Annotated in this window: 25 protein-coding genes; 19 read left to right on the forward strand and 6 right to left on the reverse strand. The window is 33.0% G+C overall.

The window, feature by feature from the left end; translation table 11 throughout:
- Positions 1–84: 84 nt before the first annotated feature.
- Complete coding sequence (locus ACTU6T_RS08105) at positions 85–582, reverse strand: DUF456 domain-containing protein (protein WP_460217705.1); 498 nt, start codon at positions 580–582, stop codon at positions 85–87.
- 120 nt (positions 583–702) lie between these two features.
- On the opposite strand from ACTU6T_RS08105, the gene ACTU6T_RS08110 reads away from it, so the two are divergent.
- The 5 genes from ACTU6T_RS08110 to ACTU6T_RS08130 all read left to right on the forward strand — a co-directional run bounded on the left by ACTU6T_RS08110 (position 703) and on the right by ACTU6T_RS08130 (position 5,525).
- Complete coding sequence (locus ACTU6T_RS08110; protein ID WP_460217706.1) at positions 703–1,623, forward strand: hypothetical protein; 921 nt, start codon at positions 703–705, stop codon at positions 1,621–1,623.
- Positions 1,624–1,731: 108 nt separating this feature from the next.
- Positions 1,732–2,094 carry a BlaI/MecI/CopY family transcriptional regulator gene (locus tag ACTU6T_RS08115; RefSeq protein WP_460217707.1) on the forward strand — a complete coding sequence of 121 codons (363 nt, stop codon included), beginning with the start codon at positions 1,732–1,734 and terminating at the stop codon, positions 2,092–2,094.
- 2 nt (positions 2,095–2,096) lie between these two features.
- Entirely contained in the window at positions 2,097–3,860 is a 1,764-nt protein-coding gene (locus ACTU6T_RS08120; RefSeq protein ID WP_460217708.1) for an energy transducer TonB, read from the forward strand.
- Positions 3,861–4,997, forward strand: coding sequence for a tetratricopeptide repeat protein (locus ACTU6T_RS08125; protein WP_460217709.1), 1,137 nt, complete (start codon positions 3,861–3,863; stop codon positions 4,995–4,997).
- 51 nt (positions 4,998–5,048) lie between these two features.
- Positions 5,049–5,525: a hypothetical protein gene (locus ACTU6T_RS08130; protein ID WP_460217710.1), complete on the forward strand. Its 477-nt coding sequence runs from the start codon at positions 5,049–5,051 to the stop codon at positions 5,523–5,525.
- 38 nt (positions 5,526–5,563) lie between these two features.
- Here the strand turns inward: ACTU6T_RS08130 and ACTU6T_RS08135 are convergent, their stop codons facing one another.
- The 4 genes from ACTU6T_RS08135 to ACTU6T_RS08150 are packed head-to-tail and all read right to left on the reverse strand — an operon-like array spanning position 5,564 to position 9,325.
- A complete protein-coding gene (locus ACTU6T_RS08135) occupies positions 5,564–6,301 on the reverse strand; it encodes a Bax inhibitor-1/YccA family protein (protein WP_460217711.1) in 738 nt (245 codons plus the stop codon).
- Positions 6,301–7,173: a hypothetical protein gene (locus tag ACTU6T_RS08140; RefSeq protein WP_460217712.1), complete on the reverse strand. Its 873-nt coding sequence runs from the start codon at positions 7,171–7,173 to the stop codon at positions 6,301–6,303. The genes ACTU6T_RS08135 and ACTU6T_RS08140 overlap by 1 nt, the downstream gene beginning before the upstream one ends.
- Positions 7,174–7,223: 50 nt before the next feature.
- Positions 7,224–8,354 (reverse strand): glycosyltransferase, encoded by a 1,131-nt coding sequence (locus ACTU6T_RS08145; protein ID WP_460217713.1) that lies wholly within the window; start codon positions 8,352–8,354, stop codon positions 7,224–7,226.
- Positions 8,354–9,325, reverse strand: coding sequence for a lysylphosphatidylglycerol synthase domain-containing protein (locus ACTU6T_RS08150; RefSeq protein ID WP_460217714.1), 972 nt, complete (start codon positions 9,323–9,325; stop codon positions 8,354–8,356). Before ACTU6T_RS08150 ends, ACTU6T_RS08145 begins: the two co-directional genes overlap by 1 nt.
- A gap of 25 nt (positions 9,326–9,350) precedes the next feature.
- Between ACTU6T_RS08150 and ACTU6T_RS08155 the strand changes: the two genes are divergently transcribed.
- From ACTU6T_RS08155 to ACTU6T_RS08190, 8 genes are all read left to right on the forward strand, one after another.
- The gene (locus tag ACTU6T_RS08155; RefSeq protein WP_460217715.1) at positions 9,351–9,986 is read left to right on the forward strand and encodes an outer membrane beta-barrel protein; all 636 of its coding nucleotides are present in this window, start codon (positions 9,351–9,353) and stop codon (positions 9,984–9,986) included.
- On the forward strand, positions 9,986–10,540 hold the full coding sequence (gene ruvC, locus ACTU6T_RS08160; protein WP_460217716.1) for a crossover junction endodeoxyribonuclease RuvC: 555 nt from the start codon (positions 9,986–9,988) through the stop codon (positions 10,538–10,540). Before ACTU6T_RS08155 ends, ruvC begins: the two co-directional genes overlap by 1 nt.
- Positions 10,537–11,721 (forward strand): radical SAM family heme chaperone HemW, encoded by a 1,185-nt coding sequence (hemW, locus tag ACTU6T_RS08165; RefSeq protein WP_460217717.1) that lies wholly within the window; start codon positions 10,537–10,539, stop codon positions 11,719–11,721. Before ruvC ends, hemW begins: the two co-directional genes overlap by 4 nt.
- Positions 11,721–12,470: a cyclase family protein gene (locus tag ACTU6T_RS08170; protein WP_460217718.1), complete on the forward strand. Its 750-nt coding sequence runs from the start codon at positions 11,721–11,723 to the stop codon at positions 12,468–12,470. Before hemW ends, ACTU6T_RS08170 begins: the two co-directional genes overlap by 1 nt.
- Before the next feature lie 103 nt (positions 12,471–12,573).
- A complete protein-coding gene (locus ACTU6T_RS08175; protein ID WP_460217719.1) occupies positions 12,574–13,185 on the forward strand; it encodes a DUF4230 domain-containing protein in 612 nt (203 codons plus the stop codon).
- Positions 13,182–13,583: a GNAT family N-acetyltransferase gene (locus ACTU6T_RS08180; protein WP_460217720.1), complete on the forward strand. Its 402-nt coding sequence runs from the start codon at positions 13,182–13,184 to the stop codon at positions 13,581–13,583. Before ACTU6T_RS08175 ends, ACTU6T_RS08180 begins: the two co-directional genes overlap by 4 nt.
- Positions 13,580–13,945: an MmcQ/YjbR family DNA-binding protein gene (locus ACTU6T_RS08185; protein WP_460217721.1), complete on the forward strand. Its 366-nt coding sequence runs from the start codon at positions 13,580–13,582 to the stop codon at positions 13,943–13,945. The genes ACTU6T_RS08180 and ACTU6T_RS08185 overlap by 4 nt, the downstream gene beginning before the upstream one ends.
- Before the next feature lie 40 nt (positions 13,946–13,985).
- A complete protein-coding gene (locus ACTU6T_RS08190; RefSeq protein ID WP_460217722.1) occupies positions 13,986–14,564 on the forward strand; it encodes a PhnA domain-containing protein in 579 nt (192 codons plus the stop codon).
- On the opposite strand, the gene ACTU6T_RS08195 is transcribed toward ACTU6T_RS08190, so the two are convergent.
- A complete protein-coding gene (locus ACTU6T_RS08195; RefSeq protein ID WP_460217723.1) occupies positions 14,551–15,390 on the reverse strand; it encodes an AraC family transcriptional regulator in 840 nt (279 codons plus the stop codon). The genes ACTU6T_RS08190 and ACTU6T_RS08195 overlap by 14 nt on opposite strands.
- A gap of 158 nt (positions 15,391–15,548) precedes the next feature.
- On the opposite strand from ACTU6T_RS08195, the gene ACTU6T_RS08200 reads away from it, so the two are divergent.
- From ACTU6T_RS08200 to ACTU6T_RS08225, 6 genes are read left to right on the forward strand one after another with little or no spacing between them, the layout of a single operon-like run.
- Entirely contained in the window at positions 15,549–16,484 is a 936-nt protein-coding gene (locus ACTU6T_RS08200; RefSeq protein ID WP_460217724.1) for a dihydrodipicolinate synthase family protein, read from the forward strand.
- 10 nt (positions 16,485–16,494) lie between these two features.
- A complete protein-coding gene (locus tag ACTU6T_RS08205) occupies positions 16,495–16,761 on the forward strand; it encodes a DUF1272 domain-containing protein (RefSeq protein WP_460217725.1) in 267 nt (88 codons plus the stop codon).
- Positions 16,758–18,341, forward strand: coding sequence for an aldehyde dehydrogenase (NADP(+)) (locus ACTU6T_RS08210; RefSeq protein WP_460217726.1), 1,584 nt, complete (start codon positions 16,758–16,760; stop codon positions 18,339–18,341). The genes ACTU6T_RS08205 and ACTU6T_RS08210 overlap by 4 nt, the downstream gene beginning before the upstream one ends.
- Entirely contained in the window at positions 18,338–20,068 is a 1,731-nt protein-coding gene (locus ACTU6T_RS08215; protein ID WP_460217727.1) for a DUF885 domain-containing protein, read from the forward strand. Before ACTU6T_RS08210 ends, ACTU6T_RS08215 begins: the two co-directional genes overlap by 4 nt.
- The gene (locus ACTU6T_RS08220) at positions 20,068–20,604 is read left to right on the forward strand and encodes a hypothetical protein (RefSeq protein WP_460217728.1); all 537 of its coding nucleotides are present in this window, start codon (positions 20,068–20,070) and stop codon (positions 20,602–20,604) included. Before ACTU6T_RS08215 ends, ACTU6T_RS08220 begins: the two co-directional genes overlap by 1 nt.
- Positions 20,604–21,614: a 4-hydroxyproline epimerase gene (locus ACTU6T_RS08225; RefSeq protein ID WP_460217729.1), complete on the forward strand. Its 1,011-nt coding sequence runs from the start codon at positions 20,604–20,606 to the stop codon at positions 21,612–21,614. The genes ACTU6T_RS08220 and ACTU6T_RS08225 overlap by 1 nt, the downstream gene beginning before the upstream one ends.
- Positions 21,615–21,665: the final 51 nt, after the last annotated feature.

Below are 21,665 nucleotides of genomic sequence, written 5' to 3' on the forward strand. Positions count from 1 at the left end.
GTTGAATTAATAGCAAAGAATTGAAACCTAAAGCTCCTCAACAGGCTTTAGGTTTTTCTTTGTTGTATTGTTTTTAAACTTGATTTAGAATAATACTTGTTTGTATTCAAAAAACTTCACGATAAAGAAACCTAGAAATATTACAGCGACAAAAAACTTGATAAAAGTTGATGCAATAAATCCTAAAAAAGATCCAAATGCAGCTTTAAGTGCTTTGTCAAATTCACTTTTATTGATAAGTTCTCCAATAAGAGCTCCTAAAAACGGACCAATAATGATACCACCTGGAATAGGAGAGAGTAAACCAATTATAAGTCCAACAGAGGTACCTATCATTCCTGCTTTTGTGCCTCCAAAGCGTTTGGTACCCATAGCTGGGATAATATAATCTAGTATCCAAATAGCTAAGGCAAAAATAAATGTGATGATTAAAAATGTCCAGTTCATTGGTACAACATCTGCCAAATGGAAAATGAGTAACCCTACCCAACTGGTTAAAGGTCCTGGTAAAACAGGAAGAAAGCTACCTATGATGCCTAACACCATAAAAAATGCAGCTAATACGACTAAAAATATGTCCATTAAATAAAATTAAAATTCTATTAGTAAGACGAAAAAATAGTAAGATTGTTACATTTTTAAACTAAAAATTTAGTTTAAACTAAACTTTTAGTTATATTTGATTGCTTAAAATATAATTTTATGTTCTCGTCTTATATTAAACACATATGCTGTAGTTGTATTTTGTGGATTTCTTTTGCCTGTTTTTCTCAACAAGTAGCAGATACCATAAGTTTAGTGCCAGAAATTAAAAATCCAAACTTTAAATTGGGTAATGGACCAACTGTCTATATTGACGAATTGCATCATAACTTTCATACTAAGGCTGGTCGATTTAAACCGTTTTGCTCACTTTTGGAAAAAGATGGGTATCGTGTTAAGTCCTTAAAGGATTATGAAAATTTAAATACAACAGATATACTCGTTATTTCTAATGCCTTGAATTCTAAAAACATCGGTAATTGGCAACAGCCTATTTATGATGCCTTTAAAGCCGAAGAAATTAAGCGTTTGAAGACTTGGGTTACTCAAGGAGGTAGGCTTTTAATTATTGCTGATCACATGCCATTTTCTGGAGCTACGAATAGTTTGGCTAATGCATTCGGTTTTGACTTTTGTGACGGATTTGCACAATTGACTAAAGAAGGCAATCAACCAGATATTTTTTCCGAAGAGAATAAGCGACTTATTCCTTCCCAATTAACTAACGGTTCAATAGGAAACTCAATACAAAGTATAACCACATTTACAGGGTCTTCTTTTCAAATACCGCCAAATGCTATTGGAATTTTAAAGTTCTTAAAAGGAGATGAGTGCTTACAGCCACAGATTGCTTGGCAATTTGATGACCAAACTCAAGCTAAAGATTTAACAGATAGTTATCAAGGTGCTATCATGGATTTTGGTAAAGGAAAATTATCAGTTTTTGGAGAAGCAGCTCAATTTACAGCTCAACAAGTTACAAATAATGATGGTACATTTTCAATAGGATTTAATTCTGATGATGCACCAAACAATATTGATTTTATTAGAAATTTAATGTTCTGGTTAGGAACTGAATAGTACTAAAAAAACAGGTGAATCATTCACAGACTCAAAGTTTAATATTTGGTTGTATTAGTGAGTTTGTGAATGCACCTCTAACAATATTAAAACAATAAGTAGGAAGAAATGAAACAACTCACAAAAGCCGAAGAAGAAATCATGCAGATTTTATGGCAACTAGAAAAGGCTAATGTCAAAGAGATTATTGACGTACTTCCAGAGCCTAAACCAGCATATAATACAGTCTCTACGATTGTAAGAATACTAGAAAATAAAGGGTTTGTAGATTATGAAAAACAAGGGAAAGGTCATCTCTATTTTCCTCTTGTTAAAAAGCAAGATTATAGTAATCAATCTATAAATAACTTGGTAGATAATTACTTTCAAGGATCTTTTAAAAGTATGGTGTCATTTTTTGTTAAGAAAAATGATGTCGATTTAAAAGATATGGAAGCCATTATGAAGGATATTAACAAAACGAAAGAGTAGTTATGGAACATTATATCATACAAGTCATAGCATTTCAATTATTATTTTTAGTGATTTATGACGTTTTATTTCGAAAAGAAACGTTCTTTAATTTAAATAGAGTCTATCTATTAGGTACAGCTATAGTTTCATTTATAATACCTTTTATAAAAATTGAATGGTTTGAACAGGTTGTGACATTAGATTTAGGTATAACGCTTCCTGAAGTTTTCATTGGAAGTACTTCGGAAAGTGGTAATACTTTGAGTTTGGATAGTATAATGCAACCGGCAGTTTTTCTAGGTGAGGATTCTATTTCAATCTGGACTATAATATTCTTTTTAGGCGTATGTATTGCATTGACAATGCTCGTTCTTAAAATTTCCAAATTACTATTGTTAGTCTCTAAATCTAAAAAGCAGTGGAATGCTAATGTGCACATTGTTACACTAAATAATAGCACTAAAGCATTTTCATTTTTCAATTATGTGTTTTTGGGAGAACAACTCAAAGCAAATGAAAAAGAATCGATTTTAAAACATGAAATGGTTCATGTACAACAAAAGCACAGCTTAGATTTGTTGCTTTTTGAAATGCTTCGAATTGTATTTTGGTTCAATCCGTTAGTTTATCTATATCAAAACAGAATTGCAACCCTACATGAATATATCGCAGATGCAAAAGCAATTAAATATCATGATACCTCAAAATACTATGATAATTTATTATCACAAGTTTTTGATACGCAACAGTTTTCATTTGTAAATCCGTTTTTTAAACAATCATTAATCAAAAAAAGAATCGTTATGCTGAGTAAATCAAGATCACAAAAAATTAACCTATCAAAGTACTTAATTATTGTACCATTATTATTAGGAATGTTAGTGTATACTTCATGTTCAATATTTAAAAAGAAGAATGATAAAGTTGAGGTAACCACTGAAACAAGTGTCTTAGAAAAAGTTGAAGTGCCATTTGCTGTGGTTGATCAAGTTCCGGTTTATAAATCGTGTGAAGGTCTCCAAATTAATGTAGATCGTAAGAAATGTGTTAGTGAGCAAATTTCTAAGCATGTCAATAAACATTTCAATACGAGTATTGCCGATAGTCTGAGTCTAACAGGTAAACAACGTATCATGGTAGCCTTTAAAATTGATAAACAAGGGTATGTTACAGGTGTAAGAGCAAGAGCACCTCACCCGAAATTAGAATTAGAAGCAAAAAGAGTCGTAGAATCCTTGCCTCAATTTGTACCAGGTAAACATAAAGGGAAAGCAGTAGTTGTACCATATAGTTTACCTATTGTATTCCAAGTACAAGGAAAAACTGATAGCAAAAAAACATCTAATCCTCTAAGTACTGAACGAGTACAAGAACTCAAGGAGAAGTTTAAAAATGCAGATGAAGTACCATTTATGGCTTTAGATAGAGCTCCTGGAACAGAAACCTGTAATAATATGACAACAGAGAAAGAGTCAAAAGCGTGTTTTAGTAAGTTTATTTCTATGTATGTGAATAAGAGTTTTAATATCGATTTGGCTACCAAATTAGGATTAGAAGGTAGGCAACGTATTAATGTGCTTTTTAAAGTTGATAAAGAAGGGCATGTTACTGGAGCCAGAGCTAGAGCACCACATCCTGATTTGGAAAAAGAAGCTTTAAGAGTTATTAATAGCCTTCCTGAGTTTTCACCAGGTGAAATGAATGGTAAACCTGTTATTGTTAATTATTCGTTGCCAATAATCTTTCAAATTGCAAATCCATCAAATAACGACAAGAAAAACTAAATGCGAATACTTAGTGTACTAATAGTCTTATGCTTTGTAAATAAAACTGAGGCCCAATTTTCGGTTTTAAATCAGGCAGATAGCTTATATGTCAATGGTAATTATACTAAAGCTATCAACACCTATAAAACATTAGAAGAGCAAACCGAAGTCTATGCCAAAATTGCAAAAGCCTACGTGGCGATAGGTAATTATGACTTGGCTTTAAACTATTATAAGCTAAGTGTTACTGCGCACCCTAAAGATGCTTTGGTACTTTATGATTATGCGAAGTTACTGTCTAAGACTAAAAAATTTGAAGCATCTATCGAGGCGTTTAATAATTTAATGAATATTGACTATCGCAACCCTAATTATCATTATGAAATGGGCTTGGCTATGGAGCGGATGAAAGATTCTACAGCAATTAATAGGTTCAGGTCTGCATATGATTTAGATCAAACTCATCAGAAAGCGATTTATAAAATTGCAAAACATTTTTTGAAAAAACGTTTACATGCTCAAGCTGAAAAATATATAGATAAAGGCCTTGAAAGCTACCCTAATAATGTAGAATTGATAAGCTTGAAAGCTCAAAGTTTCTTTTTGCAAGAGTATTATACTAAGGCTCGAGATTGGTTTCAAAAGTTAATAGATTTGGGTGAATCATCAGAATTTATTCATGAAAAATTAAGCATTTGTCATGCAGATAATTATGATTATGAACTTGCTATTGAACAACGTAATTTAGTTTTAAAATATAATCCTTATGATAGTAATAGCGTGTATATGATTGGCTTGTATTATCAGCAGTTAAGAGATTATGTTAATGCAGAAAAATATGTCAAACAAGCTATCACCATGAAGGATGTTCCACTTGATGAAGAATATCAAAAATTAGGAGTGATTTTAAACATGCAAAATAAACACGATCAGGCCATTAAGATGTTTCAGAAGTCTTTAAAAGAGAAGCCAGATAATATGAGATCTGAATTTTTTATTATTTCTACCAAAGACAAATATTATGCAGATATAGATACTAAGATTACACTCTATGAAGATTTTATCAAAAAGTATCCTGAGAGTTTTTATGCACGCTTTGCTAAAGGACGTATTTCAGAATTAAAAGAGGAGAAATTTTTAAAGGCACAAGACTAAAGGCTTTTTATATTTAAAAAAATTGTACTTTTCGGTATCAGTTATAGCCTAATGAACCGCTTTTATCTTTTCATTGTTTTTGTTTTTGTAAGTTCTTGCGATTATTTCGATAAGCAAAAAGTCTATTCAGAGGATATTCTTGAAGAAGAACTACAAACTTTTAATTGGAAAGATGTCGATGAATATCCATCCTTTAAATCCTGCGAATCTACTAGTGGAAAAGAGAACAAAAAAATCTGTTTTGAAAACACCTTACGCGGCATTTTAAATGAAAATCTTGCCCAACACCAAATTGTGGTTTCAGAAGAAATTAATGATACTATTAAGCTTAAAATCTCAATTGATAATCAAGGTCAATTTTCTATAAATGATATTGTAAGCAAAGAAAAAACTAAAGCTGTAATTCCTCAAATAGATAGTTTATTGCGACATAGTTTATCGTCTTTGCCTAAAATTTACCCAGCAATAAAACGAAGTCAGCAAGTAAAAACAGAATTTGTCCTGCCAGTAATTATCAAAATTGAATAAGGTTGGTGATTGTGGTAATCGAAACCGGTCAGTCGAAGTTAAAACCGAATCGCTAATTTTTGCATTAACCGTAGTGTTTCTACATATAACCAAATGAGTGTAGCTAAAAGGCCCCAAGTAGCCAGCCATTCTTTCCATTTCGGTGCGCGATTTTTAAATCGTTCTATATAATCAAAGTCGAGTAAAAGAGAAAACGACGCTACTATAGCAGCAATACAATTAAAAATAATTGCAAACCATGACGTTCCCCATATATAAGTTTTGATTCCGAAAAAACCTAAAATCCATGATATTATATATACCACAAATATACTTACTGCAGATGTGATAATAACACTACGAAGCTTTTTTGTAACGATGATTATTCGAGTTTGATAGAGAAGTAGCATTACGAAAAAAGTCACAATGGTTACACCAATGGCTTGATATGGTAATTCGGGATAATTTCTATGGGCAAAGGCTGAAAATCCACCGAGAAAAAGTCCTTTGGCAATGGTGTATAATGGCACTAAAAAAGGAGCCCAATGATGCCTAACGGAAATTACAACACTAATAATAATTGCAGCAAGCATTCCACCTAATGTAAACCATTTGAGTGACATGCCTTCTTCATTGAGTTTCCATAAATAAGCAGTGATTCCTGCAATGACCAAAATACATCCCAAAGATTTTATAAAAATGCCAGTAACGGTCATTCGTTTTGCAGATGATTTTGAACCGTTCCAAAAATAGCCTGAAAATACTGGATTATTAGTTTTATAATTTGATAATCTCATTATAAATTAAACTTGTAACCTATCGAAAAATCGGTTGAAAAATTACCTTGATTATCAAGAAGTAAAGCAAATAGTTCGTTGTAGGCAAGTGTTATAAAACTATTTTCTGAGACTCTAATATCTGCACCTACACCAAAAATAAATGGCACGTCAAAAGCAGTTTCGTTAAATTCTTCTGTGGTTATTGTACCATTATTATCTGTAACTACTATAGCATTAGAAAAGTTGAGCGTAGCAAATTTCATGTTTCCGTAGAGACTAAACTTAGCTTGATTGATAACTCGAAAACGATACCCTAAAGCAATTTCGGTTGTAGAATATTGTAATTCATCTTGTTCAACGACATGTTTGAGTTGCAAAAAAGCAGCGTGTCTTGATATTTGATCGACATCCAATACTTCAAGCTCGCCACCAAAAAATGGTGTCGTTAAATTATCCGGATTTGTAATAAACGGACTATTAGTAAGTCCTCCAAAGACACCAGCTCTGAACAATAATTTATTGCGTTTAGCGACAGATACATAATTACTATCAATAGAACTATTATAACTGTCTATAAATTCTTTCAAGCTAAAAAGCGTTAAGTTTAGACGTTTGGTAGATAGAGAGCCATTAGTTAATTCATTCAATAAATCTTTATATTCTTCCTGATACTTGCCATCTTTTTTTGTGTTAGTAAGTTCCATAATTGGGCTAGTTTCTGCTTTTACAAAATAGCGATACTTGCCGTCAATAATATTCCAAAACAAATCAAGTTTTCCATCAACTTCTTTTTTAAGTTGAAGAGCCTCACCATTAATAACGTAGGTGTCTTGTGCTTCTAAAAAAGAACAACTTAACAAAAGACAAAATAAACAGATAATTTTTCGCATTACGATATGGGTTTCAGTTTAGGTAAATCTAACAAAAATAAATGAAAAGCCTATTTGTTATACACTCTTCCTTTCCATTTATAGCCCTTGAACATTGCAATAAAAGCAATATAAACACTAAAAAGTGGATATATAAAACTAGAAAACAAAAATGATGGAAGATATTGGTCTTGATTAAAAAAACGAGAGCTTTTAAACAAAAGCAAAAAATCGATTAAAAACTTTATAGCGAAAGTATATATTAAAGTTTTTGAATTGATAATGTGAAGTACATAAAGCAATGGCAAACAAATTAAAAGCGCATTCATTAGTAACACTATAAAACCAACTAATTTCCCAAAAGCATTGTTGTAACTTGTGGTTTTCGCGGCCCATCGAACGCGCTGCTCTTTTAAATTTATAAAGTTTGGTTGAGGATTTGTAAATACAATAGCATGATTGTTTTTTACATATTGAACACTGTCTTTGTTATGTATAAGAACCTTTTCTAAAAGAAAAATATCGTCACCACTTGCGATATCTGAATTGCCATCATATCCCTTAATGACTTGAAAAATTTCTTTTTTATAGGCGAGATTAGCACCATTACATAAAAACGGTTTTTTAATTCCAAAACCACCAATAGTAGCCCCTTGTAAGCTTAGTATATCTAACAATTGAAAGCGTTGAAAAAAAGAATTTGCTAGTTTAAATGTTACTGGTGCAACTAACATATTGCAATTATTTTTTAAGCAATAGCTATCATATACATCCAACCAATATTTTGGTAATTCGCAATCTGCATCTGTGGTTACTATCCAGTCATATTTTGCTAGAGAAATTGCCGTTGTTATAGCATCTTTCTTTGGCGAATTAGTTTGGCGAATGTTATCTGTAATCGAAATATTATTTAGTTTATGAGTGTCAATCAATACTGATGTGATTTTTTTTACTGAATCATCAGTAGAGTCATCATTCACAAAAATGATTTCGAATAGTGATTTAGGGTAATGTAATTGAGCTATAGAACTCAATAATGTTGATAAATTATGACTTTCATTTCTAAAAGGAATGATAATAGAAAAGTGTGTTTTTGGAGCTGAATCGGTTAACTGAAACTCGGTAATCTTATCAAATCCAAATACTAGGCTTCCTATTAAAATAAGGTATACCGAACTTATGATTAAAATAATAATGAGCATTAATTTTCTGTTTTTTGATAGTTAAAGTTTAACACATAATAGCTCCCAAAAACACTCGGGATTACAACATTTAACAGCCACATAATACTAATAACACTTAGTGTAGTAAATTCATTAACTCCAACCAAAGAAAATAAATAAACGGCAACACTTCCTTTGATAACGACATCAAATATAAAAATAGATGGAATTATCGATGCTAATAGATACATTGAGATGATGACAATCATAGCATTGTAATAACTCACAGTTATGCCAAAAAGACCAAGCAAGTAGTAAAACTGAAATGAAAATATGAAGTAGCGCAATAGCGATAGTAAAAAGACTGAAATGTGAATTCTATTCGGCAAGTTTTTAAAAAAGGACTTTAACTTTTCAATCGAAAATCCCTTTATTCGGAATTTATTCTGCTTCACACCAAATAGTGTAAAAATACCCACGACGACAATAAGTATTAAAAATCGAGATACCTTGTAATAATTAATATTGAGATCATATTTTGAGTGCATTAGCCATAGGCCTATACAGCCAAATAGTATTGTAACTCCCATTTGATTTATATTACCTAACAAATTAAGGAGCATTATTGGTTTACGTTTAGCGGCATTATAATAAACAGCTTTAGCTCCATATTCTCCAATGCGATTTGGTGTAATTAGAGAAGCGGTTAAAGAGCCTAAACTTTGCTCCATAGCATTTTTAAATGAAATCGTTTTGATATAAGCTACCAATACTTTCCATTTTATAATTTCAAAAAACCAGTTGAATATGCTTAAAATGAATAAAAAACTAATGTTTTTTGGAGAAAATGTGTTGTTGTCTCTTAAAAAAGACCAAAATTGATGAAAATCTAAATCTTCATTAGTAACCAATTTCCGATATATAAAATAAAAAGCACCCACAACGATACTTAATTTAATAAGTACAAAAAAGAATTGTTTAGTTTTGTAAGGAAGGCTGCCAAAATGCATGCCCCAAAATAACTAATATATTGTTATGACCTCAAATTATAGACTTCAAAAGTTTAGCATTTTATTATTAGCATTAACATGCTTTGTAAATACTTATGCTCAAAGAGACACCAATAAATGGAAAGCCCAAATTGCCTTAGGCGTAAACAGTCCGTCACAATCTGGATTTGTTGAAGGGTTTCAGTCTAAGTCGGTAAATTTCCCAACGGTTAATCTTGGAATTCAGCATATGTTTAAACCTCAATTGGGAGCCAAATTAGATTTTGGCTATAACCGATTTTCAAGTGATGATGCGTCGATAGAGTTCAAAGCTAATTACACACGATTAAATGCCCAAATCGTATATGACCCTACCGAATCTATTTCGTTTTTGCCACAGCGAATAGGACTAGTTGCACATGCTGGGCCAGGCTATTCTTTTGTGAAACCTTTGGGTAATTTTGGAGGAAATAAAACCTCCTTTTTTAACCTCATGACTGGATTAGAAATTCATTATGGTATTACGCAACGCATGTCTGCTTTTATGGATACTTCTTATATTTTAGGCTTTGGAAAGGATTTTGACCCAGTAACCGAAGGCTTTGGGTCATTTAACGGAAATCTTTTAACCATATCTTTCGGACTAACATTCTCAATTAGTGGATGCCAATATTGCGATTAATGAATAGCGAAAAAATCATATTAGGCATTGATCCAGGAACCACAATTATGGGATTTGGGCTTATTAAAATAGTAGGAAAAAAGATGTCCTTTCTTCAGCTTAATGAATTAGATCTCAAAAAATATTCTGACCATTACCTTAAATTAAAACTCATTTTTGAACGTACTACAGAACTTATAGATACACATCATCCCGATGAAATTGCAATTGAAGCTCCTTTCTTTGGAAAAAATGTACAAAGTATGCTTAAGCTTGGCAGAGCACAAGGTGTTGCTATGGCTGCCGGATTATCACGTGAAGTTCCCATTACGGAATATGCGCCTAAAAAAATAAAAATGGCCATTACTGGAAACGGTAATGCGAGTAAAGAACAAGTTGCCAAAATGCTTCAGAGCCTTTTAAATTTAAAAACTTTACCCAAAAACCTAGATTCTATGGATGGTTTAGCAGCTGCGGTTTGTCATTTCTATAATCAAGGCCGCGTTGATGTTGGTAAAAGTTATTCTGGCTGGAGCGCCTTTGTCAAACAAAATGAAGATCGTGTTAAAAAGTGAGCGGCATTTACATTCATATACCATTTTGTAAACAGGCTTGTCATTATTGTGATTTTCACTTTTCTACATCTTTAAAAAAGAAAGACGAGCTTATCCAGGCATTAACTAAAGAATTACAACTTCGAAAAACAGAGTTTGAAGACACAACTGTAAACACCATCTACTTTGGTGGAGGGACACCATCTTTATTAACTATTGAGGAGTTAAAATGTATCATTGATGTGGTTTATGAACATTATAAGGTTTCCGAAGTTCCAGAAATTACACTAGAAGCTAATCCAGATGATCTTATACATACTATTGTGCAAAATGATAGTGTCACACTGAGCGGAGTCGAGATGTCTGATCATTCAATATTCAAGCAATATCGAGCTATTGGTATAAACCGTCTGTCAATTGGTATTCAATCCTTTTTTGAAGCCGATTTAAAGCTTATGAATCGCGCGCATAATGGAAAAGAAGCTAAAGCATGCTTAGAAGAAGCAATACAATACTTTGATAATATTTCAATCGATTTAATTTATGGTATTCCCGGATTAACACATGAGCAGTGGAAACAAAACATTGAAACAGTATTAAGTTATAATATCCCACATATTTCCAGTTATGCCTTAACCGTTGAACCAAAAACTGCCTTAGAAAATTTCATCAAAAAAGGGCTAATTGATAAGGTAGATGATGATTTGGCACAGGAGCAATTTCATATCTTGGTAGAGACTTTAGAGCATCATGATTTTGTACACTATGAATTATCAAATTTTGGAAAGAAAACTTACTTCAGTAAAAATAATTCGGCCTATTGGAAAGGTAAACCATATATAGGAATAGGTCCTTCAGCACATTCTTTTAACGGAAATGAGCGCAGTTGGAATGTGAGTAATAATTCAATTTATATTAAATCTATTCAAGATGATATATTGCCTTTAGAAACTGAAACTTTGACGACCACAGATAAATACAATGAATATGTAATGACTGGATTACGAACCATTTGGGGTGTCTCTCTTAAAAAAGTTGCAAATGACTTTGGAGCTAACTTTAAAGATTATCTTTTACTGCAAGCCAAGCCTTTTATAAATCAACAATTATTGTATATTGATGATGAAAAGCTATTGGTTACAAAAAAAGGTAAATTTTTGAGTGACGGTATAGCTTCAGATTTATTTAAACTCAATTTATAATGCTAACCACCATTCAGTATAATTCTAGGAAATTACAAATAGACTTAAAACAACCTTTAGATATCTCAATACCGATGAGAGCTTCAAAATCTAATGTGAACGCATGGTATATTGACGAGCCAAAAATTGAAGCCGTTAGGTTTGATAACGATATTATTAGTGTATCTGAAGGTGCTGCTGTTAATTTTCGCAACATACATTTTAATCCACATGCTCATGGTACACATACCGAATGTGTAGGACATATTACTGAAGAAGTACATTCTATAAATAAAAATTTAAAACAGTTTTTCTTTTTAGCTGAAGTTGTTACAGTAGCTCCAGAGGAGTTTCAAGATGATACTGTAATCTCTAAAGCTCAACTGCAATTTGCACTTGGTAATAAAAAGAGAGATGCCATTGTGATACGAACAATGCCTAATTTAACAGATAAATTATCACAACAATATTCTAATACAAATTGGACCTATTTTAAAGAAGATGCCATCCAGTTCCTAGTAAAAAAAGGGATTAAGCACTTGTTAGTCGATTTGCCTAGTATAGATAGGGAAGAAGATGGAGGAGAGTTAAGAGGTCATAAAGCCTTTTGGAATATTCATGGCAAACTTCGAAAAGATGCAACGATTACAGAATTAATTTATGTACCAAATCATGTTGAGGATGGCGAGTATTTTTTAAACCTTCAAATTGCGCCTTTTGAAAATGATGCATCACCTAGTAAGCCTGTATTATACAAGGTTTTAGAATGAAAATAGTTTAAATTTTTATTTGGAAATGATATAGATTTAGATTCTGGCTTAAAATTTGAATACTGTTTTCTGAATACTTAAAATTGAATACAAATAACTAACTATGGAAACATTTTTTATAATCATTTTGAGCATATTAGTGACACTAGGTATAGTGACGCTAATCAAACAATTCAGATTAAAAAAACAAACCAACTCACAATCCGTAATTTTATTAGACAAGATTAAGAAAGTTTGTAAATTTATTACAGTTGAAGGTGATTTTGCTGAGATTTACCATTATGAAGATGTCAAAGAACGATTCTTAAAATTAATTACAAGTAAAAAGAAAGCGCTCGTTGTCATCAATGCTAAAGCACATGTTGGTTTTGACTTGTCTAAGATTCAAATGGATTCTGATCTCAAAACAAAAACGGTAAAGTTGTTTCACTTTCCTCAACCTGAGGTGTTGAGTATTGAAACGAATTTAAATTACTACGATAAATCTGATGGGATGTTTAACAAATTTGAAGCGTCTGATTTAACCGAGCTCCACAACGAAGCTAAGCTCCATATTATGAATAAAGTCCCTGAAAGTGGTTTGTATGAAATTGCCAAACGTGAAGCTTTGGATTCAGTATTGCTTATTGAAAGTATTGTTGAAACTATTGGTTGGAAATTAGATTATTCTGCTTTGAAAATTGAAGACACTGCACCAAAACAACTTGAAGAGTGATTGAAGTTTCCACAGATAAAAATCGGTTAAACATAAACTTGATTCATGAGTTTTTAAAAGATGCCTATTGGGCTAAAGGACGTACATTTGATCAAGTGAAAACATCAATAGAGCATAGCTTATGTTTTGGGGTTTATAAGGGTGATAAGCAAATTGGATTCGCTAGAGTTGCAACAGATTATGTTGTGTTTGCCTACCTTATGGATGTATTTATATTACCTGAGTATAGAGCAAAAGGTTATTCAAAGCAATTGGTGGAAACGATTCATAAGTGTCCTAAATTACAATCTTGTAAGATATGGATGCTCAAAACTTCGGATGCTCACGGCTTATATAAACAATTTGGGTATACTCATTTGAAGTGTCCAGAAAAGCTAATGGAACGTATACTATTATGAATATAGAACAATACAGAGAGTATTGCTTGAGTAAAAAAGCAGTCACCGAACATTTTCCATTTGATGAAGACACTCTCGTGTTTAAAGTACTAGGTAAAATGTTCGCTTTAGCATCGCTTAAAAAATGGGAAGAAGGTAATGCCTTTATTAACCTTAAGTGTGATCCAGATTATGCTCAGGAACTCCGAACAGAGTATAGTAGTATTCAGCCAGGATATCATATGCATAAGAAACAATGGAACAGTGTGTATTTGCATCAAGGTGATTTGCCTCCAAAATTAATCATGGAATTAATTGACCATTCTTATGACATGGTCGTTAAAAAAATGACAAAAAAAATGCGCGATTCACTTTTAGAATAGTCGTCAATTTAATTTTCCTTATCATTGCAAAAAAAGATAAATGAGCGTACTACAAACCCTTCAAGAACGCAGTAACAATTCATGCGAATTATGCGCTTCTAATCAGGACTTAAAACAATATACCATTCCACCATCATTAAACGAAAATGTAGCTAATGATGTATTGGTTTGTGGTTTTTGTCATGATCAAATTGAAGGTGAAACAGACATGGATCTGAATCATTGGAGGTGTCTCAATGATAGTATGTGGAGTGAACACGTAGCGGTTCAAATTATGGCTTGGCGTATGCTTCAAAGATTACGTAATGAAGGCTGGCCACAAGATTTGTTAGATATGATGTATCTCGATGATGAAGCACTGGCATTAGCAAGAGCAACTGGTGAGCATGAGGAAGAATCTTCTAAAATTATACATCGCGATTCTAATGGTGTCATCCTACAATCTGGAGATGCTGTGGTGCTCATCAAAGACCTTAAAGTCAAGGGGTCAAGTATGGTTGCAAAGCAAGGTACTGCCGTTAGAAATATTCGTTTAGATCATGAAAATGAAGAATATATCGAAGGAAAAGTCGATGGCCAACATATTGTTATCATTACCCAATATGTCAAGAAACTCTAAAGTTTGACGGACTCATCTGCTTTATTGTTTTGAACTGTCTATTGAAGTTTGAAATATTCTGAAAACCTGTTAATTCAGCAATTTCAGCTATAGATAAATCTTTATTAGTTGATAATAGCTTACATGCATGTTCGATGCGTAATTCATTTAAAAAAGTGATATAGGTTTTATTTGTTCGCTTTTTAAAATACTTGCAAAAGGCATTTTTGGTCATATTGGCTACATCAGAAATAGCTGATAGACTAATCTGTTCATTGTAATGATTCATGGTGTATTCAAATACATCTCGCATGCGCTTTCCTTCAATATCTGTATATGTTTTATCGTAAATAAAAGAGGATAAACTCTCATAACTGCACTTAGATAATAGTTTGAGTAATTCTAAAAGCGAAATAAAACGTTCTAGTTTAGATGATTCTTCTAAATGTTGAAATATTGGTGTTATTGTCTTTTTATGAGATGTCACTTTAAATCCTTGTTTAGCACGCTTAAAAAAAGATTTGAGAGTTTTTAATTCTTCAAGATTGAAAAACTGTTCTCCAAATGAGTTTTTGGTAAAAAAAAGAGTCAACATATGGGATATGTTATAACTAGAGATATCGCTTTTAAAGACATGTGGTAGGTTACTTCCAATTACTAAAACATCGCCTTTTTCATAATAATTAATCGTATCACCAACAATTAAGGTGCCTTCACCTTCTAGAATTAAACTCAATTGAATTTCTTCATGTTGGTGTAATTTATCAAAAAAGAAAGTGGCTTTGTCTTCCTGAAAAATCAAAGCATCAAAATCTGGTTTTGGTATTTTAAAAGGTAATACTTTCATGAATCCGAAGTTAAGTTATCTTATATTTATGTGCAAATACTATTCTAATAAAGTGTAATTTTTATATTAATGAATAATATAGTATCAATATTGGATAAATAGCCATTATTCAATATTGAGAATACAAGTTAGTTTTACAGTATCAAAAAATAAAATTTATGAGCATACAATGGAAAGGCGTCATGCCAGCTGTAACCACAAAATTTACAGACGACGATAGGTTAGATTTAAAAAATTTCGAACTTAATATCAATGCCCAGTTAAATGCTGGTGTTCATGGAATTGTATTAGGAGGTACTTTAGGAGAAGCCAGTACGTTAAGTGACTCTGAAAAGCGAACACTTACAACTACAACTGTTGATATAGTTAAAGGTAAAGTTCCAGTATTAATTAATATTGCAGAACAAACAACCAAAGGAGCTATTGAAGCTGCTCAAAAAGCTGAAGACGATGGTGCAAAGGGATTGATGATGTTGCCACCAATGCGCTACAAATCTGGTGATAGAGAAACTGTAGAATATTTCAAAGCAGTTGCAAACAATACGTCATTACCAATAATGGTGTATAACAACCCAGTAGATTATAAAGTTGAAGTTACTTTAGATATGTTCGAAGAACTTTTAAAGTGTGATAATATTGAAGCTGTAAAAGAATCTACCAGAGATATCTCTAACGTTACACGTATTAAAAATCGTTTTGGAGATCGCTTAAAAATTATGACTGGAGTAGATACTTTAGCATTAGAAAGTTTGTTAATGGGAGCAGATGGTTGGATTGCTGGTTTAGTATGTGCGTTCCCTGCTGAAACAGTAGCTATTTATGAACTTCAAAAAGCTGGACGTATTCAAGAAGCCTTAAATATCTATAGGTGGTTTTTACCATTGCTAGAGTTAGATATAAATTCTAAATTAGTACAGAATATTAAATTGGCAGAAGTTGCAACTAAAATTGGTACCGAAAATGTACGTGCACCTCGTTTGCCTCTTCATGGCGAAGAGCGTAAACAGGTACTTAAAGTCATAGAAGATGGGTTAAAAAGTAGACCAACTTTGCCTGATTATAAAAGTTTGCGACGCCAATCTGAGCTTGTTTAATAATAGTTAAATGTTAGAAATTAGACCAACATGCGAGCATTGCAATAAGCTTTTGCCCTTTGATTCGGAAGACGCAATGATTTGTACATTCGAGTGTACTTATTGTAAGCATTGTGTGGATACTGTTTTACAGCAGGTTTGTCCTAACTGTGGAGGTGGATTTGAAAAACGACCAATCCGACCAGAAACGCTATTAGAAAAATATCCAGTATCAACCCAAATTGTTCATAAACCAGTAGATATTGAAGCCCATCAAAAACGAATACTTAACAAATGATAACAGGAAAAAATTATATCGGAAATGCATTGTCAGATAAAGGAAATGTTACCTTTAAAACATGTAATCCACAACTTAACATAGATAATTCAAATACGTTTATTGAAGCGTCCTCTAGTGAGATAGAAATGGCATGCATCATCGCAGATCGCGCTTTTCATCGCTATAAAAACTATTCTGGAGAAGATAAAGCTCAATTTCTAAATGCTATAGCCGATGAAATTCTAGCACTCGATGATGAACTTATTAAAACCTATTGTTCTGAAACTGGATTGCCGGAAGGTAGAGCCAAAGGTGAACGAGGTCGAACGGTTGGGCAATTGAGATCTTTTGCTGAATTAGTGGCTGAGGGCTCTTGGGTAGAAGCAACAATTGATACCGCTCAACCTGAAAGAGTGCCGATGCCTAAATCTGATATTCGGAAATTGATGGTCCCTTTAGGTCCTGTTGTGGTATTTGGTGCTAGCAATTTTCCTTTAGCATACTCTACGGCAGGTGGAGATACCGCTGCGGCTTTAGCTGCAGGCTGCCCTGTAATTGTAAAATCACATCCAATGCATGCTGGAACTGGAGAATTGGTGGCTTCTGCCATTATAAAAGCTGCCGAAAAAACTGGAATGCCTAATGGTGTGTTTTCTAATCTAAACAGTAGCGGAATAGAAGTAGGGACGCAACTGGTCAAAGATCCTCGAGTAAAAGCTGTCGGTTTTACTGGTAGTATAAGAGGAGGTCGCGCTCTATATGATTTGGCGTCACAGCGAGAAGAGCCAATTCCTGTATTTGCTGAAATGGGAAGTATTAATCCTGTAGTGATGTTACCAAATGCTTTAGAGAATAGAGGAAGTGCTTTGGCTAAAACTTATGCGAATTCGATTACTTTAGGAACAGGTCAGTTTTGTACAAATCCCGGTTTAATTTTAGGGATTAAAAGTGAAGCTTTAAATAATTTTATAAGCCAACTGTCTGAAAATATTAAGACTATTGAACCTATGTGTATGTTGCACCCAAATATTGCAGGTGCTTATGAAACGAATAAGGCTAAAGTGATTGCGCATTCAGATTTGTCAGTGGTGATGGACTATACGTCTGAGGTACAAACCAATTATGCAAGGCAAGCAATTACAACGGTTGATGGTAAAGCATTTTTGGAAAACACGTCGCTTCATCAAGAAGTATTTGGGCCATTTTCAATGGTAGTGCAATGCGACAATAAAGAACAACTAGCACTAGTAATTTCAAATTTAGAAGGACAGCTTACAGGAACTGTTATTGCCGAACCCAATGAAGCTTCAAATTATGAAGAAGTGATTTCAGCGTTGCAAAATAGAGTTGGTCGTATCATTTATAATGGTGTTCCTACAGGCGTTGAGGTGTGTCCGTCAATGGTACATGGAGGACCATATCCGTCGTCAACTGATAGTCGTTTCACTGCTGTTGGTATTCATTCCATTAAACGTTGGGTACGACCATTTAGTTATCAAGATTGGCCAAATGAATTACTGCCTGACGCGCTTAAAAATGAAAATCCATTAGGGATTTCTAGGCTGGTAGATAATAAACAAACACATAATGTTATATGAAATATGATAAGATAGTCCCTATACTAATAGTAATGCTATTTATTTTTGGATGTGAAAAAGAAAAATCTGAAGACAAACCAAAAGATTTAATCCAAATAATTAATAGCTATCAAGACAACGAAGGATATGATAGAAATTCATATCCTTTGGGTCTTTTCACTAAAGAATACTATAAGTCTCAAGCTGAGTTTGCTCAAGAAAAGCTAGATGAGCTTGCTCAAATTAAAATAGAGGATTTAAGTGAAACAGATCAAATTTCAGCAGAACTTTTGAAATTTGTATTACAAGATCAGATTAACTATTATGAGTTCGAACAGTATTTAAACCCGTTACTGTCTGACACTGGATTTCATAGTAATTTAACTTATGAAGTACGTCCTTTAAATGACTATGCTCAGGTTAAAAATTATTTAAATACGCTGAATGCTATTCCTATATTTGTTGATCAACACTTAGTAAACCTCCGTGAAGGTTTAGAAAAAGGAGTATCACAGCCTTTAGTTATTTTCAAAGGATACGAGTCTACCTATGATGATAATATCGTCGAAAATTTTGAAGATAGTTATTATTATTCTCCATTTAAGAATTTACCTTCAGATATAACTCAAACTCAAAAAGACTCAATATTAGCAGCTGCTAAAGAAGCCATAGAGACTAATGTTACTCCTCAATTTAAGCGAATAAAAGCTTTTTTTGAAACAGAATATTTGCCAAAAACAAGAACCACTTTGGGTGTTTCTGAAACTCCTAATGGAAAAGCGTATTATCAAGATCGAATTAATTTTTATACTACAAGTACACAATACACAGCAGATGATATACATCAAATAGGTCTTAAAGAAGTTGCACGAATTAAAGCTGAAATGGAACAGATCATCTCAGATTTGAACTTTAAGGGTAGTTTTGCTGACTTCTTTCATTTTTTAAGAACAGATGAACAGTTTTACGCTAAAACACCTGAGCAACTATTGATGATTGCTAGAGATATGGCCAAACGCGCAGATGCTCAATTACCACGTTTTTTCAAAACTTTACCAAGAAAACCCTATGGTGTTGCACCTGTTCCTGATGCCATTGCACCTAAATATACAGGTGGACGTTATGTTGGAACCTCCAAAGAAAGTACAGAGCCTGGTTACTATTGGGTAAATACTTATGATTTACCAAGTAGAACCTTGTATACCTTGCCTGCACTAACAGTTCATGAAGCTGTGCCTGGACATCATCTTCAAGGGAGCTTAAATAACGAATTAGGAGATAGTATTCCACAGTTTAGAAGAAATTTATATCTATCAGCTTACGGTGAAGGTTGGGGTTTATACTCAGAATTTTTAGCCGATGAAATGGGCATGTATAGAACACCTTATGAGCAATTTGGTAAACTCACCTATGAAATGTGGCGTGCTTGTAGATTGGTGGTTGATACTGGAATACATGCAAAAGGATGGACCCGACAACAAGTTGTAGATTATATGTCGTCAAATACAGCATTATCTCTGCATGAAATTAATACTGAAACTGATCGCTATATTTCTTGGCCAGGACAAGCATTATCCTATAAAATTGGGGAATTAAAAATTAGAGAACTTCGAAAAAAAGCAGAAGTAGAGTTAGGGCCTAATTTTGACATAAGAGCATTTCATGAAGTTATATTAGAGCAAGGAACCGTGACCTTGTCAATTCTTGAAAAACGAGTGAATAACTATATTTTAAAAAATAAGGATTAATGACATTAGTTGTTGGGGTGATATATGTTTTAATTGGAGTTCTATGTTTAGGACTTACAATTAAGTCATATAACAAATACAATAGAATTTCTCCAATTAATATATCAAACACAATTGAAACGTCTTTTAGCATAGACATCGAAGGAGATTATGTTATTAGTGTTGAAGGTGTAAATCATGGTCAAATAACCAAAGAAATGGTTGTGTTGAATGATCTAAAAAACAACTTAAATGTAGAGTTCGAACCAATTGAGCATTTAAAATTAAAAAATAGATATCAGCAAAAGTTCTATAATAATATCTTCAAGTTTGTGATAGATAGATCATGTTCCATTAAAATGATTATTTCAGAATATAAATACCTTAAAACACATCATTCAAAGTATAAATTAGTAGAACAATATAGTAAAGACAACCCACCAATAATTTTAATTCATAGATTTTATCCAATGGTTAATAGATTACGATTTATACTTTTTTTTATTGGTAGTATGTTTTTATTGCCTATAGGTATTTTTTTAATATTCAAAAACTAATGAGTAAATCAACATTTGTTTGTATAGATGCCCATACTTGTGGGAATCCTGTTAGAGTTATAAAAGAAGGCGGGCCAGAACTCATAGGCGAAACTATGAGTGAAAAGCGTCAGGACTTTCTTGAACGATACGATTGGATTAGAAAAGGACTCATGTTTGAACCTCGAGGCCATGATATGATGAGTGGCAGCATTTTGTATCCTCCCCATAATCCAGAACATGATTTTGCTATTTTGTTTATCGAAACTTCTGGTTGCTTGCCAATGTGTGGACATGGAACTATTGGAACAATTACAATCGCTATTGAAGAAGGTTTAATAAGGCCTAAAACACCTGGAAAAATTAAAATGGAAGCTCCTGCAGGCTTGGTAAACATAGATTACCAGCAAACTGGAGAAAAGGTGGATTGGGTTAAGCTTACTAATGTAAAAAGCTATTTGGCTGCTCAAGATTTGTCTATAGATTGCCCAGATTTAGGACGCATTACTTTTGATGTGGCCTATGGCGGAAATTTTTATGCTATAGTAGACCCTCAAGATAACTTTTCTGGAATACAAGATTATACGGCAAGTGAGATAATTAGGTATTCTCAAATTCTTAGAGACAAAATAAATGATACGTTTCCAAATCAATTTGTTCACCCTGAAAATGAGACGATCAGAGATGTGACGCACATGCTTTGGACTGGTAATCCCTTAGATCAATCGTCTTCAGGAAGAAACGCTGTGTTTTATGGAGATAAAGCTATAGATCGAAGTCCGTGTGGTACAGGGACTTCGGCACGTTTGGCGCAATTGCATGCCAAAGGAAAATTAAACATTGGAGACCCGTATATTCATGAAAGTTTTATTGGTTCTAAGTTTATTGGTCGTGTAGAAGAAGTCACTTCTTTAGATGGTATTAAAGCGATTATACCAAGCATTCAAGGTTGGGCAAAAATATATGGGCAAAATATAATAACTATAGACCCTGAAGATGATCCCTACGCTTATGGTTTTCAGGTAATTTGAAGTTAAAAATTCAAATTATTTCTAAATTAATTAGCAATCTTAATGGTGATA

This window comes from Psychroserpens citreus, from assembly GCF_055686305.1.

What these genes read in the sequence shown, in the direction of transcription:
- ACTU6T_RS08105 (WP_460217705.1), bottom strand. Translation starts at nt 582, where the DNA reads ATGGACATATTTTTAGTCGTATTAGCTGCATTTTTTATGGTGTTAGGC.
- ACTU6T_RS08110 (WP_460217706.1), top strand. Translation starts at nt 703, where the DNA reads ATGTTCTCGTCTTATATTAAACACATATGCTGTAGTTGTATTTTGTGG.
- ACTU6T_RS08115 (WP_460217707.1), top strand. Translation starts at nt 1,732, where the DNA reads ATGAAACAACTCACAAAAGCCGAAGAAGAAATCATGCAGATTTTATGG.
- ACTU6T_RS08120 (WP_460217708.1), top strand. Translation starts at nt 2,097, where the DNA reads ATGGAACATTATATCATACAAGTCATAGCATTTCAATTATTATTTTTA.
- ACTU6T_RS08125 (WP_460217709.1), top strand. Translation starts at nt 3,861, where the DNA reads ATGCGAATACTTAGTGTACTAATAGTCTTATGCTTTGTAAATAAAACT.
- ACTU6T_RS08130 (WP_460217710.1), top strand. Translation starts at nt 5,049, where the DNA reads ATGAACCGCTTTTATCTTTTCATTGTTTTTGTTTTTGTAAGTTCTTGC.
- ACTU6T_RS08135 (WP_460217711.1), bottom strand. Translation starts at nt 6,301, where the DNA reads ATGAGATTATCAAATTATAAAACTAATAATCCAGTATTTTCAGGCTAT.
- ACTU6T_RS08140 (WP_460217712.1), bottom strand. Translation starts at nt 7,173, where the DNA reads ATGCGAAAAATTATCTGTTTATTTTGTCTTTTGTTAAGTTGTTCTTTT.
- ACTU6T_RS08145 (WP_460217713.1), bottom strand. Translation starts at nt 8,354, where the DNA reads ATGCTCATTATTATTTTAATCATAAGTTCGGTATACCTTATTTTAATA.
- ACTU6T_RS08150 (WP_460217714.1), bottom strand. Translation starts at nt 9,325, where the DNA reads ATGCATTTTGGCAGCCTTCCTTACAAAACTAAACAATTCTTTTTTGTA.
- ACTU6T_RS08155 (WP_460217715.1), top strand. Translation starts at nt 9,351, where the DNA reads ATGACCTCAAATTATAGACTTCAAAAGTTTAGCATTTTATTATTAGCA.
- ruvC (WP_460217716.1), top strand. Translation starts at nt 9,986, where the DNA reads ATGAATAGCGAAAAAATCATATTAGGCATTGATCCAGGAACCACAATT.
- ACTU6T_RS08170 (WP_460217718.1), top strand. Translation starts at nt 11,721, where the DNA reads ATGCTAACCACCATTCAGTATAATTCTAGGAAATTACAAATAGACTTA.
- ACTU6T_RS08175 (WP_460217719.1), top strand. Translation starts at nt 12,574, where the DNA reads ATGGAAACATTTTTTATAATCATTTTGAGCATATTAGTGACACTAGGT.
- ACTU6T_RS08185 (WP_460217721.1), top strand. Translation starts at nt 13,580, where the DNA reads ATGAATATAGAACAATACAGAGAGTATTGCTTGAGTAAAAAAGCAGTC.
- ACTU6T_RS08190 (WP_460217722.1), top strand. Translation starts at nt 13,986, where the DNA reads ATGAGCGTACTACAAACCCTTCAAGAACGCAGTAACAATTCATGCGAA.
- ACTU6T_RS08195 (WP_460217723.1), bottom strand. Translation starts at nt 15,390, where the DNA reads ATGAAAGTATTACCTTTTAAAATACCAAAACCAGATTTTGATGCTTTG.
- ACTU6T_RS08200 (WP_460217724.1), top strand. Translation starts at nt 15,549, where the DNA reads ATGAGCATACAATGGAAAGGCGTCATGCCAGCTGTAACCACAAAATTT.
- ACTU6T_RS08205 (WP_460217725.1), top strand. Translation starts at nt 16,495, where the DNA reads ATGTTAGAAATTAGACCAACATGCGAGCATTGCAATAAGCTTTTGCCC.
- ACTU6T_RS08210 (WP_460217726.1), top strand. Translation starts at nt 16,758, where the DNA reads ATGATAACAGGAAAAAATTATATCGGAAATGCATTGTCAGATAAAGGA.
- ACTU6T_RS08215 (WP_460217727.1), top strand. Translation starts at nt 18,338, where the DNA reads ATGAAATATGATAAGATAGTCCCTATACTAATAGTAATGCTATTTATT.
- ACTU6T_RS08220 (WP_460217728.1), top strand. Translation starts at nt 20,068, where the DNA reads ATGACATTAGTTGTTGGGGTGATATATGTTTTAATTGGAGTTCTATGT.
- ACTU6T_RS08225 (WP_460217729.1), top strand. Translation starts at nt 20,604, where the DNA reads ATGAGTAAATCAACATTTGTTTGTATAGATGCCCATACTTGTGGGAAT.